The following is a 12,057-nucleotide window of genomic DNA, read 5'->3' on the forward strand; positions in this document are numbered from 1 at the left end:
ATCCGCGGTCCCCTTTGGATCGGGCAGGGCACGTCCTGAGCGAGAAGAGCTCAGCATCCAGAAGCGATGCACGTTCGCCTGGCGTATCCCTGACCCAGCACTCCAAAGGATTGAACTTCAAATGCATACGATCGTACTGGCCACCCAAAAGGGCGGCAGCGGCAAGAGCACGCTCGCCATCGGCCTCGCGCTGGCAGCGAAGCAGGCCGGCTTCACCGTCCGCCTGATCGAGACCGACCCGCAGGGCACCCTGTCCAACTGGCAGCGCCGCCGCACCACCGACGATCTCGTGGTCGAGCCGATCTATCACGCCGCCGACATCGCGCCGCGCCTGAAGATGCTCGCCGACAGCGGCCTGCAGCTTGCGATCGTCGACACCGCGGCCGGCCTTTCCGCCGCCACCACCGCCGCGATCCGCCATTCCGATCTTTGCCTGATCCCGGCCCGCCCGAGTGTCGCCGACATCGAGGCGACCGTCTCGACGCTGAGCGTCGCGCGCGCCTGGAAGCGCCCCTACAGCTTCGTGCTGAACCAGACGCCGATCCGCGGCCAGCGTATCGACAACGCCGCGGGCGCGCTCGCCGAGGAAGCCGCGCTCGATCTCGCCGAGGTGCTCGCGCGTCCGCTGATCGCGATGCGCAACGACCACCAGGATTCACTCGCCAACGGCCTCGCGGTCAGCGAATTCGCGCCGAACGGCAAATCGGCTGACGAGATCCGCGGCCTCTGGCGCTGGATCGAGACCCGGCTCGAGCTCGAAGCCGCGACCAATGTCCCGATCGACCAGGTCATGTCGGCTACGGACGGCATGCTGCATGGCGCCGCCGAGCTTGCTGTAGACGAGACCACGACCCTGGCGTCCTGAGCGGGGCGATCACTCGGACGACAGCCGGCCCTTCTCCATCCGGAAGGGCCCCAGCGACGAAGCAATCCGGCCACCAGCCCGCCCGGATTGCTTCGCTTCGCGGTTCTTGAAGACTCTGTTCGCCGTCATTGCGAGGAGCCCTTGCGACGAAGCAATCCAGACTGCCGCCGCGGAGGGATTCTGGATTGCTTCGCTGCGCTCGCAATGACGCGCGTGGTGGGATCGCCGCCGAGACTCACGGCCTCTCGACGGCAGGCCTGATGCTCACTTCTGACATTTCGGGCACCAAAAGGTCGACCGGCCGTTCTGAGTGAAGCGCTTGACCGTGCCGCCGCAGCGCGGCGTCGTGCACTGTTCGCCCTCGCGGTCATAGACCTTGAACGAATGCTGGAAATAGCCGAGCTCGCCTGAGGTCTGGCGGTGGTCACGCAGCGACGAGCCGCCGGCCTTGATCGCGTCGTTCAGCACGGTGTGGATCGCACCGACCAAACGCTTCGCATGATCCGTCGCCTCGCCCTTCTTCGCCGACAACGTCGCAGCAATGCGCCGCGGCGACAGATGCGAGCGGTGCAGCGCCTCGCAGACATAGATGTTGCCGAGCCCGGCGACGACGCGCTGGTCGAGCAGCGCGGCCTTCAGGCTGGTGGTCTTGCCTTCACAGGAGCCCGCCAGCATCGCGGCGTCGAACTCGTTGCCGAGCGGCTCGGGTCCGAGCCCGCGCAGCAGCGGCTCATCCTCGATCGCATTGCGCGCGATCACTTTCATGTAACCGAAACGGCGCGGATCGTTGAAGACGATGTCGGCGCCGGAGGACATCCGAAACAGCACGTGGTCATGCGCTGAATCCTTGGCCTTCGGATAGTGAAACTCGCCGGGCACCGTGCCGTTGTCCGGCTTGATGACGCGGAACGAGCCCGACATGCCCAGATGCATCAGCAGCACGTCGCCGGAGGCGAGATCGGCCATGAGATATTTTGCACGGCGGCCAAGCCCCGTGACGACCTGGCCCTGGAGCCGGGCCACGAAGTCCGGTTGGAAGGGGAAGCGCAGGTCCGGCCGGCGGGCCTCCGCATTGAGGATTTTCGCACCCTCCATGACGGGCTGAAGGCCGCGGCGGACGGTCTCAACTTCGGGCAATTCAGGCATGGTCGGGCATTCACCTTATGAGGGCGGTGTGATAGCGCCATTGCGGCGGGCGCGCTATGGTCCGCCTCGTGGAGTAGAGTAATGGATCGGCCGGGCGAAACCACGCATTTTGGCTTCAAAGACGTTCCCCTGGGGGACAAGCAGACGCTGGTGAACGATGTGTTTCACAGCGTGGCGTCGCGCTATGACCTGATGAATGACCTGATGTCCGGTGGCCTGCACCGGGTCTGGAAGGACATCATGATCAACGCGCTGGACCCGCCGAGGAGCGACCGGCCGTTCGCCTTGCTCGACGTCGCCGGCGGCACCGGCGACATCTCGTTCCGCGCCGCCAAGGCCGCTGGCCCCGGCTTCCATGCCACGGTCTGCGACATCAATTCGGACATGCTCGCGGTGGGGCGCGAGCGCGCCGCCAAGCGCCATCTCGAGACCCAGGTCGATTTCGTCGAAGGCAATGCCGAAGCGCTCGGCTTCGCCGACCGCAGCTTCGACGCATACACGATCGCTTTCGGCATTCGCAACGTGCCGCGGATCGACCTTGCGCTGCGCGAGGCCTATCGCGTGCTGAGGCCCGGCAGCCGCTTCCTGTGCCTGGAATTCTCCACCGTCGAGATGCCCGGCCTCGACAAGCTCTATGATCTGTTCTCGTTCAAGGTGATCCCGCCGCTCGGCCGCATGGTCACGGGCGACGCCGAATCCTACCAATATCTCGTCGAATCGATCCGCAAGTTTCCGAAGCCTGCCGCCTTCGCCGACGTGATCCGCGAGGCCGGCTTTTCCCGCGTGAGCTGGCAGACACTCTCCGGCGGCATCGTCGCACTGCATTCGGGCTGGCGTTTGTGATCTCTGCTTTCACCCACATTGCGCGCCTCATCCGCGCCGCGTTCGTGTTTGCGCGCGAGGGCGTGTTCGGCTCTGTCGACCCGAGCCTCGTGCCGCCGCCCGGCCAGCTTGCGCTGAAGCTCGCGCGCATCGTCGAGAGGCGCGGCGTCAAGCACGGGCCGCGGATCTCGCGCGCGCTGACACGGATGGGCCCGGCCTATCTCAAGCTCGGTCAATTCCTGGCGACGCGGCCCGACGTGGTCGGCGTCATCATGGCGCGCGACCTCGAAAGCCTCCAGGACCGCCTGCCGCCGTTTTCGCAAGCCGAGGCGGAAGCCGCGATCACCACCTCGCTGGAGCGGCCGCTGAAGGACGTGTTCGCGAGCTTCGGCCCGCCGGTCGCGGCCGCCTCGATCGCGCAGGTGCATCGCGGCGAGGTGCTGCGCGACGGTATTCGCAGGCCGGTCGCGATCAAGGTGCTGCGGCCGAACGTCGCCGCGCGCTTCCGCCGCGACCTCTCCGATTTCTTCTTCGTTGCGCACAAGGCGGAGGCCTATTCGTCCGAGGCGCGCCGGCTGCGGCTGATCGAGGTCATCAACACCATGTCGCGCTCGGTCGCGATGGAGATGGACCTGCGGCTCGAAGCAGCCGCGTTGTCCGAGATGGCGGAGAACACGCAGGGCGATCCCGATTTCCGCGTGCCGACCGTCGACTGGGACCGCACCACGCACAACGTGCTGACGATGGAGTGGATCGACGGCATCGCGCTGAACGATCACAAGCGCCTTGCGGAGGCGCAGGTCGATTTGCCCGATCTCGGCCGCAAGGTGATCCAGAGCTTTCTGCGGCACGCATTGCGCGACGGCTACTTCCACGCCGACATGCATCCCGGCAATTTGTTCCTCGATGACGCCGGCCGCCTCGTTGCAGTCGATTTCGGCATCATGGGGCGGCTCGGAATGAAGGAGCGGCGCTTCCTCGCCGAGATCCTGCTCGGCTTCATCACCCGCGACTATCGCCGCGTGGCGGAAGTGCATTTCGAGGCAGGCTATGTGCCTGCGCATCACTCGGTCGAGAATTTCGCGCAAGCCATCCGCGCCATCGGTGAGCCCATTCACAACCGCACCGCCGAGGAAATCTCGATGGCGCGGCTCTTGACGCTGCTGCTCGAGGTCACCGGCCTGTTCGACATGACGACGCGGCCCGAGCTGATCCTGCTGCAGAAGACCATGGTCGTGGTCGAGGGCGTGGCGCGCGGCTTCGATCCCCGGCTCGACATCTGGAAGGTCGCCGACCCCGTGGTGCGCGAATGGATCGAGCGCAATCTCGGCCCGATCGGCCGCATCGAGGGTGCGCTTGCGGGGACGGGGGACATTGCGCGCGTGCTGATGCGCCTGCCGGAGATCGCCGAGCGCTCGGTGAAGGTCCTCGAGCAGCTCGAGACCATGACCCGGGAGGGGCTAAAGCTGTCGCCGGAGAGCATCGCGGCGATGGGCCGCAGCGAGGGCCGCAAGAACCGCGGGCGCACCGTGGCGCTCTGGATCATCGCTGCGACCTTTATCGGGATCCTGATCGCCGTCCGGAATCTGTGATTGCACTGCAATCACACGAATGATAGCATCGATATCATTCCGTGCTGGAGGGCGTCATGGCAAGCCTGACCATCCGCAAGCTCGACGATGCCGTCAAAACCTATTTGCGGCTGCGCTCGGCCAGGAACCGCAGGTCGGTCGAGGAAGAGGTCCGGGTCATCCTGCGGGAGCTGATCGAGGGCCGCGAGGAGCCGCTGACGCCGTTTTCGGCGCCCCCGGCTCCATCCACCGCCCCGACACCCCAGCGCACGGGCGCGCTTCCTGAGGCCAGCGTCACCCTGATCATCGGCGGCGGGATCGCGGCCTACAAGTCGCTCGACCTGATCCGGCGGCTGAAGGAGCGCCGCGTCGAGGTCCGCTGCGTGCTGACCAAGGCCGCGCAGCAATTCGTCACACCGTTGGCCGTGAGCGCGCTCTCGCACGAGCGCGTCTACACCGACCTGTTCGACCCCCAGAGCGAGTTCGACGCCGGTCACATCCGCCTGGCGCGCGACTGCGACCTGATCGTGGTGGCGCCCGCGACTGCCGACCTGATGGCGAAGATGGCGAACGGCCATGCCGACGATCTCGCCAGCGCCATCCTGCTCGCGACCAACCGCAAGATCTTGCTGGCGCCGGCGATGAATCCGTTGATGTGGAACAACGCAGCAACGCGGCGCAACCTCGCCCAGCTCCAGCGCGACGGCGTGGTGCTGATCGGGCCGAACTCCGGCGAGATGGCCGAAGCGGGCGAGGCCGGTGTCGGGCGCATGTCGGAAGCGATCGAGATCGCCAATGCTGCCGAGCGCCTGCTGCGGCCGCCGGTGCCGCGGCCGCTCGCCGGCAAGCGTGTGCTGATCACCGCCGGTCCGACGCACGAGCCGATCGATCCGGTGCGCTACATCGCCAACCGCTCCTCCGGCAAGCAGGGCTTTGCCATTGCCGCCGCCGCACAGGCCGCAGGCGCCGAGGTGATCCTGGTGAGCGGCCCGGTCGATCTCGACGATCCCGCCGGCGTCACGGTGAAGCACGTGGAATCGGCACGGCAGATGCTGGAGCAGGTGCAGACGGCGCTACCCGCCGACATCGCGATCTTCGCCGCCGCGGTCGCCGACTGGCGCGTCGCCAACGAGGGCGAGCAGAAGCTGAAGAAGACCGAGGTCGGCATGCCGCCGCTTCAGCTGGTCGAGAACCCCGATATTCTCGCCACGATCTCGAAGCTGACCGACAAGCGCCCACCGCTGGTGATCGGCTTTGCCGCCGAGACCGAGCACCTCATCGACAACGCCAAGACCAAGCTGGCCCGCAAGGGCTGCGACTGGATCGTCGCCAACGACGTCTCGCCGGCCACCGGCGTGATGGGCGGCGACCGCAACACTGTTCATCTGATAAGCCGCAACGGCGGAGAGATTGCAGTTGATTCCTGGCCCGTGATGACCAAGGAACAGGTCGCCATCGAACTGGTCGCTCGCATCGCCAGAAGCGTGACCGACAAATCCCTGGAGCCGGCATCTTGAGCACGAAGGTCACCGTCGAACTGCAACGCCTCGCCCATGCCGAAGGCCTGCCGCTGCCGGCCTATCAGACCGCGGAAGCCGCCGGCCTCGACCTCATGGCCGCGGTGCCGGAGGCCGAGCCGATGACGCTCGCCCCTGGCCAATATGCGCTGGTGCCGACGGGGCTCGCGATCGCCTTGCCGCCGGGGTACGAGGCCCAGGTGCGGCCGCGTTCGGGTCTTGCCGCCAAGCACGGCATTACCGTGCTGAACTCGCCCGGAACCATCGACGCCGACTACCGCGGCGAGATCAAGGTGATCCTGATCAACCACGGCGCCGCGCCGTTCGCGATCAAGCGCGGCGAGCGGATCGCACAGATGGTGATCGCGCCCGTGGTGCAGGCCGCGCTGGTTCCGGTGGCGACCTTGTCCGCGACCGACCGCGGCGCCGGCGGCTTCGGCTCCACCGGCCGCTAACGCACGGCAATCCCAGCCGAATCACCCGAAGAATTACGTGCACCGGGAACTGCGCGGCCGGCATTTTTTTGGGGCCGCGATTGCGTTCACGATCTGGACTCTTACCGGTGGAGTCGCGGTGGGGGTATTGTCTTTTGATTCGCGTGCGGCGGGGGTCGCCGCGCGTAAATCCGTGCGGTCTTGGGGCAACTATGTCAGGCGTGATCGTGTCGATGCGTCGGACGCTGTTGTCGTGCACATCGTTGGCGCGCAACAGCTTGTTGGGAGGCGCTCTCGCAGCGCTGATGCCGGCTGCGCCCGCTGAGGCCGCCGACCTCGTCGACACGCTCTCCATATTGCTGGACTTCAACCGGCAGGAGCTCGCGGTGCTCGCTACCGCGCTGGCCCTGCTCGGCTTTTCGGTCATGGCCGCGATCCTGCTGATGCGGACACGGGTGCGCACGGCGACGAACGAGGCACAGCTGCGCGCGCGGATCGGGGAGCTGCAGCTGCAGGCCGACCGCTTCGGTGCGCTGCTGTTCGCCGAACCGCAGATCCTGATCTCCTGGCCGGCCGGCGACAATCGCGCGCAGATCTCCGGCGACATCTCGATGGTGCTGCCGCGCGATTCCTCGCCGCAGCGCGTGCTGGCGTTCGGAACCTGGCTGCCGCCGGAACCCGCGCTGCAGATGGACCACGCCGTCGACGCGCTGCGCGACCGCGGCGACGGGTTCCAGCTGACGCTGACCACCGCACATGGCCATACGCTGGAAGCCATCGGCCGCGCCATCGGCGGCCAGGCCATTGTCCGGATTCGCGAACTCTCAGGCCTGCGGCGCGATCTGGCCGAGACCAATCTGCGTTACAAGGCGCTCTTGGACGAGACCGAGATGCTGCGCGGCTTCGCGGCCGCGGCACCGTGGCCGATCTGGGCCAAGGGCGAGAACGGCGCGCTCACCTACGCCAATCCGGCCTATGTCCGCGCCACCGAGGCGACCAGCATCACCGATGCGCATGAGCGCAAGCTCGAGCTGCTGGACAGCGCCGACCGCACCGCGTTGGAGCGCGGACTGAAGGACGCGGCCAATTTCACCTCGCGGCTGCCGATCGTGATCGGCGGCGAACGGCGCATGTACGACGTCCGCGCCGTCAATGTCGGCAGCGGCAGCGTCGGCGTCGCCATCGATGCCAGCGAGGCGGATGCGCTGAGCTCGGCGCTGGTGCGGATGGCGGAGGCGCATCGCCGCACGCTCGACCAGCTCTCCTCCGGCGTCGCCGTGTTCGACGGCCATCGCCGCCTCGCCTTCTACAACGATTCCTACCGCCGCCTGTGGGACCTCGACCGCACCTTCCTCGACGCCAACCCTGACGATTCCAGCGTGCTCGATCAGCTCCGCGCCGCGCGCAAGCTGCCGGAGCAGCCGGATTTCCGCGCCTGGAAAGCCAAGCTGCACGAAGCCTATCGCGCGGTCGAGACCGCCAAGGACACCTGGTATCTGCCCGACGGCCGCGCGCTCTCCGTCGTCACCACGCCGAACCCGGAAGGCGGCGTCACCTATCTGTTCGACGACGTCACCGAGAGCCTCGAGCTGGCCCGCCGTTTCGACGGCATGATCCGGGTCCAGCGCGAGACGCTGGACAGTCTTGCCGAGGGCGTCGCCGTGTTCGGCAGCAATGGCAAGGCACAGCTGTTCAACCCGGCCTTCGTGCGGATGTGGAAGCTGTCGAGCGATGCCATGCGCGACGAGCCGCACATCCAGACCGTCGAAGGCTGGTGCCATCAGCTGTTCGACGACCCGCAAGTCTGGCGGCAGATTCGCGAGGCCATCACCTCGATCGAGAACCGCGCCGACGTGCCGCTGAAGCTGGAGCGCAAGGACGGCAGCGTGCTCGACGGCATGATCCGCCCGCTGCATGACGGCGCGACCATGCTGACGTTCCAGGACATCACCGACACCGAGAACGTCGAGCGCGCGCTGCGCGAGCGCAACGAGGCGCTGGAGGCCGCCGACCAGATGAAGGTGGATTTCGTCCACCACGTCTCCTATGAGCTGCGCTCGCCGCTCACCACCATCATCGGCTTCGCGCATTTCCTCAGCGACCCCTCGACCGGGCCGCTGACGCCGAAGCAGGCGGAATATCTCGACTACGTCACCAAATCGACCAACGCGCTGCTGGCGCTCACCAACAACATCCTCGATCTCGCCACCATCGACGCCGGCGCGATGAAGCTGGAACTCGGGCCCGTCGACGTCAGCAAGACCATCGAGCTCGCCGCCGAGGGCATCCAGGACCGCCTCGCCACCGACCGCATCCGCCTCAAGGTCGAGATCGCGCCCGATGTCGGCAGCTTCATCGGCGACGAGAAGCGCGTGGTGCAGGTGCTCTATAACCTCCTCGCCAATGCCGTCGGGTTTTCTCCACAGGATTCCACCGTCGGCATCAGCGCACGCCGCACAGATCGCAGCGTGGTCTTCACTGTGACAGATTCCGGGCCTGGAATACCTGCCGACATGAAGGACAAGGTGTTCAACTGGTTCGAAAGCCGCTCGCAGGGCTCGCGTCACCGCGGCGCCGGGCTCGGCCTGTCGCTGGTGCGCTCCTTCGTCGAGCTGCATGGCGGCAAGGTTCGGGTGGATTCGATCGTCGGCCGGGGCACGGTCGTGATCTGCGACTTCCCGACCGACCAGGCGGCGCATCGCGACGCCGCCGAATGACAGCGCCCACCACATTCTCCGTCGCGCTTCACAACGAGACGGCCACCGCGCAACTGATGGCCGACCTCGCCCTGCTGATCGGACCGGGCGACGTCATCACCCTCACCGGCGATCTCGGCGCCGGCAAGACCGCAGCCGCCCGCGCGCTGATCCGCTACCTCGCCGGCGACGAAGAGCTGGAAGTGCCGAGCCCGACCTTCACGCTGGTGCAGGGCTACGAGCTGCCGCCCTTCGCGGTGATGCATGCCGATCTCTACCGCGTCGAGGACGAGAGCGAGCTCGAGGAGATCGGGCTGTCGCCCCTGCCGGACGCAACGCTGGTGCTGATAGAATGGCCGGAGCGCGCGCCGTCGGCCATGCCCGCGGATCGCATCGACATCGCACTGACGCATCGGCCGGCGCTGGGCTCGAACGCGCGCGCCGTCGAGATCACCGGTTACGGCAAGGGCGCAGCGCAGGTCGCGCGGCTACAGGCACTGAGGGAATTTCTCGACGCGTCCGGCTACATCGACGCGACGCGACGGCGCATGAACGGCGACGCCTCGACCCGCTCTTATGCGCGACTGATCCGTGACGACGAGATCGTCATCCTCATGAACTTCCCGCAGCGGCCCGACGGCGCGGCTCTCTACAACGGGAAGTCCTACAGCGCCGCGGTGCATCTCGCCGAGAACGTGAGGCCGTTCGTCGCCATCGACGAGGGCCTGCGCGCGCAGGGAATCTCCGCACCGGCAATCCACCATTTCGATCTCGACCACGGCTTCCTGATCAGCGAAGACTTCGGCAGCGAGGGCGTGATCGAGGGCGATCCGCCGCGCCCGATCGCCGAGCGCTACGAGGCTGCGACCGACGTGCTGGCGATGCTGCATGGCAAGGCGCTGCCGGAGACGCTGCCGCTGGACGGGCAGACCTACGATATTCCGGTCTTCGACATCGAAGCGATGCTGATCGAAATCGGATTGATGCCGGAATGGTACCTACCCGATCGCAACGCGCCGCTGAGCGATGCGAAGCGCGCGGAATTTTTCGCGATGTGGCGCAAGCTGCTGACGACGCCGCTGACCACGCCGAGAACCTGGATCATCCGCGACTATCACTCACCCAACCTGATCTGGCTCGGGGAGCGCAGCGGCATCGAGCGCGTCGGCGTGATCGACTTCCAGGACGCCGTGCTCGGGCCGCAATCCTACGACGTGGTGTCGCTGCTTCAGGACGCCCGCATCGACGTGCCCGAGAACACCGAGCTGACGCTGCTGTCGCGCTACATCAAGGCGCGGCGCGCCGACGATGCGAGCTTCGATGCGGCCGGCTTTGCCGAGCTCTACGCCATCATGTCGGCGCAGCGGAACACGCGTCTGCTCGGCACCTTCGCCCGTCTCAACCGCCGCGACGGCAAGCCGCATTATCTGCGCCACCAGCCGCGGATCTGGACCTACCTCCAGCGCTCGCTGGCGCATCCCGCGCTCGGCCATCTGCGCGACTGGTATCTCGCCAACGTGCCGCCACCCCAAAGCCCGCCACAAGCCTGATTCGGGCCCGATTTACCGGCTGTTAGCCAAGACGTCGCTATTCTGGCGGCGAGACAGCCGGATAAAGACGGGGCTGGAGCGGGGTAGATGGCGGTAAAGACGGACCAGCGCGGCAACAGCCGGGTTGTTTTCGAGCGCGGGATACCGGCCCAGATGATGGGAATCGACGGCACGTGGCGGCGCGACTGCACCATGGAGGACGTCTCCGAGAGCGGCGCCAAGCTGACCATCGACGGTTCGGTCGAAGGCCTGCATCTGAAGGAATTCTTTCTTCTACTGTCGTCCACGGGACTTGCGTACCGGCGCTGTGAACTGGCCTGGGTCAATGGCGACCAGATCGGCGTCAATTTCCTCAAGGTCGGCGACAAGAAGAAAAAGGCGCGTTCCACCGGTGTTGGGGCGTAACGGCAACACCCGTCGTACAACCGTCACGGCGGGTGGTTAAGGCGGTTGAGTCGCGGTGCGGCTGATGAAGTCCCGTGCTAGGATTTGCTGCAAACGCGAAACCAGTTAAGTCCGAGACAGAAGAGTTCTGAGAAGGCAAAGGATGTCCGTCAAGCCGACCAAAGCCATGGTGCTCGCCGCAGGGTTCGGCCTGCGCATGCGTCCGTTGACGGACAAGATGCCGAAGCCGATGGTGCCGGTGGCGGGCCAGCCGCTGCTCGACCACGTGCTCGACAAGCTCGGCCACGCTGGCGTGACCGAGGCGGTGGTCAACGTGCACTACCTGCCGGACCAGATCATCGATCACGTCGCATCGCGCCAGCTTCCGCGCGTGATCATCTCGGACGAGCGCGACCAGGTGCTCGGCACCGGTGGCGGCGTGGTCAAGGCGCTGCCGCTGCTCGGCGACGCCCCGTTCTTCCACGTCAATTCCGACACGCTGTGGATCGACGGCGTGCGCTCCAATTTGACGCGGCTTGCCGAAAACTTCGATCCTGAACGCATGGACATCCTGCTGCTGATGGCGCCGACCGCGACCAGCATCGGCTATAGCGGCCGCGGCGATTACGGCATGCTGCCCGACGGCGCCTTGCGCAAGCGCAAGGAGAAAGAGGTCGTGCCGTTCGTCTATGCCGGCGCGGCGATCATGTCGCCGGCGATCTTCGCGGATGCGCCCAAGGGCGAGTTCTCGCTGACAAAGATGTTTGACCGCGCCAACGACCAGGAGCGGCTGTTCGGCCTGCGGCTCGACGGCGTCTGGATGCATGTCGGCACGCCCGATGCCGTGCACGCCGCGGAAGAGGCGTTTTTGGAGAGCGTGGCGTAGGCCAGCTTTGAAGACGGTGCCGTAGGGTGGGCAAAGGCGCCCTTGCGCCATGCCCACCATCTCTCTATCGCAAAAATGCGTGGGCACGTTTCGCTTTGCCCACCCTGTACCCTTGTGGGTTCGTGGCGGCCTCGGATGTAGACTGGCCGTCCGGGCCGATCCGCCGGGAGCAGCCTTGTCCACCAG

At 66.4% G+C, this 12,057-nt stretch carries 10 protein-coding genes; 9 read left to right on the forward strand and 1 reads right to left on the reverse strand.

All coding sequences use genetic code 11. The annotated features are described in order from the left end of the window. The first annotated feature begins 121 nt into the window (after window positions 1–121). Window positions 122–865 carry a ParA family protein gene (locus GGD63_RS33090; RefSeq protein WP_183248384.1) on the forward strand — a complete coding sequence of 248 codons (744 nt, stop codon included), beginning with the start codon at window positions 122–124 and terminating at the stop codon, window positions 863–865. 264 nt (window positions 866–1,129) lie between these two features. Here the strand turns inward: GGD63_RS33090 and mutM are convergent, their stop codons facing one another. Next, window positions 1,130–2,011, reverse strand: a complete 882-nt coding sequence (mutM, locus tag GGD63_RS33095) for a bifunctional DNA-formamidopyrimidine glycosylase/DNA-(apurinic or apyrimidinic site) lyase (RefSeq protein WP_183248386.1) — start codon at window positions 2,009–2,011, stop codon at window positions 1,130–1,132. 81 nt (window positions 2,012–2,092) lie between these two features. On the opposite strand from mutM, the gene ubiE reads away from it, so the two are divergent. The 8 genes from ubiE to GGD63_RS33135 all read left to right on the forward strand — a co-directional run bounded on the left by ubiE (window position 2,093) and on the right by GGD63_RS33135 (window position 11,871). Beyond that, window positions 2,093–2,854 (forward strand): bifunctional demethylmenaquinone methyltransferase/2-methoxy-6-polyprenyl-1,4-benzoquinol methylase UbiE, encoded by a 762-nt coding sequence (gene ubiE, locus GGD63_RS33100; protein WP_183248387.1) that lies wholly within the window; start codon window positions 2,093–2,095, stop codon window positions 2,852–2,854. Continuing rightward, window positions 2,851–4,425 carry a 2-polyprenylphenol 6-hydroxylase gene (ubiB, locus tag GGD63_RS33105; protein ID WP_183248389.1) on the forward strand — a complete coding sequence of 525 codons (1,575 nt, stop codon included), beginning with the start codon at window positions 2,851–2,853 and terminating at the stop codon, window positions 4,423–4,425. The genes ubiE and ubiB overlap by 4 nt, the downstream gene beginning before the upstream one ends. 56 nt (window positions 4,426–4,481) lie before the next feature. Then, the gene (gene coaBC, locus GGD63_RS33110) at window positions 4,482–5,921 is read left to right on the forward strand and encodes a bifunctional phosphopantothenoylcysteine decarboxylase/phosphopantothenate--cysteine ligase CoaBC (protein ID WP_183248391.1); all 1,440 of its coding nucleotides are present in this window, start codon (window positions 4,482–4,484) and stop codon (window positions 5,919–5,921) included. Further along, window positions 5,918–6,376, forward strand: coding sequence for a dUTP diphosphatase (gene dut / locus GGD63_RS33115; RefSeq protein ID WP_183248394.1), 459 nt, complete (start codon window positions 5,918–5,920; stop codon window positions 6,374–6,376). The genes coaBC and dut overlap by 4 nt, the downstream gene beginning before the upstream one ends. 191 nt (window positions 6,377–6,567) lie before the next feature. After that, a complete protein-coding gene (locus GGD63_RS33120; RefSeq protein WP_183248396.1) occupies window positions 6,568–9,072 on the forward strand; it encodes a PAS domain-containing sensor histidine kinase in 2,505 nt (834 codons plus the stop codon). Next, window positions 9,069–10,601 (forward strand): tRNA (adenosine(37)-N6)-threonylcarbamoyltransferase complex ATPase subunit type 1 TsaE, encoded by a 1,533-nt coding sequence (gene tsaE / locus GGD63_RS33125; RefSeq protein WP_183248398.1) that lies wholly within the window; start codon window positions 9,069–9,071, stop codon window positions 10,599–10,601. The genes GGD63_RS33120 and tsaE overlap by 4 nt, the downstream gene beginning before the upstream one ends. An 87-nt stretch (window positions 10,602–10,688) precedes the next feature. Next, window positions 10,689–11,006 carry a PilZ domain-containing protein gene (locus GGD63_RS33130; RefSeq protein ID WP_183248400.1) on the forward strand — a complete coding sequence of 106 codons (318 nt, stop codon included), beginning with the start codon at window positions 10,689–10,691 and terminating at the stop codon, window positions 11,004–11,006. A 142-nt stretch (window positions 11,007–11,148) separates the two neighbouring features. Next, window positions 11,149–11,871 (forward strand): nucleotidyltransferase family protein, encoded by a 723-nt coding sequence (locus GGD63_RS33135; protein WP_183248402.1) that lies wholly within the window; start codon window positions 11,149–11,151, stop codon window positions 11,869–11,871. Window positions 11,872–12,057 lie beyond the last annotated feature (186 nt).

It is taken from the genome of Bradyrhizobium sp. cir1, from assembly GCF_014198245.1.
Taxonomy (GTDB): Bacteria; Pseudomonadota; Alphaproteobacteria; order Rhizobiales; family Xanthobacteraceae; genus Bradyrhizobium.

What these genes read in the sequence shown, in the direction of transcription:
- GGD63_RS33130 (WP_183248400.1), top strand. Translation starts at nt 10,689, where the DNA reads ATGGCGGTAAAGACGGACCAGCGCGGCAACAGCCGGGTTGTTTTCGAG.
- ubiE (WP_183248387.1), top strand. Translation starts at nt 2,093, where the DNA reads ATGGATCGGCCGGGCGAAACCACGCATTTTGGCTTCAAAGACGTTCCC.
- GGD63_RS33120 (WP_183248396.1), top strand. Translation starts at nt 6,568, where the DNA reads ATGTCAGGCGTGATCGTGTCGATGCGTCGGACGCTGTTGTCGTGCACA.
- mutM (WP_183248386.1), bottom strand. Translation starts at nt 2,011, where the DNA reads ATGCCTGAATTGCCCGAAGTTGAGACCGTCCGCCGCGGCCTTCAGCCC.
- GGD63_RS33090 (WP_183248384.1), top strand. Translation starts at nt 122, where the DNA reads ATGCATACGATCGTACTGGCCACCCAAAAGGGCGGCAGCGGCAAGAGC.
- GGD63_RS33135 (WP_183248402.1), top strand. Translation starts at nt 11,149, where the DNA reads ATGTCCGTCAAGCCGACCAAAGCCATGGTGCTCGCCGCAGGGTTCGGC.
- coaBC (WP_183248391.1), top strand. Translation starts at nt 4,482, where the DNA reads ATGGCAAGCCTGACCATCCGCAAGCTCGACGATGCCGTCAAAACCTAT.
- tsaE (WP_183248398.1), top strand. Translation starts at nt 9,069, where the DNA reads ATGACAGCGCCCACCACATTCTCCGTCGCGCTTCACAACGAGACGGCC.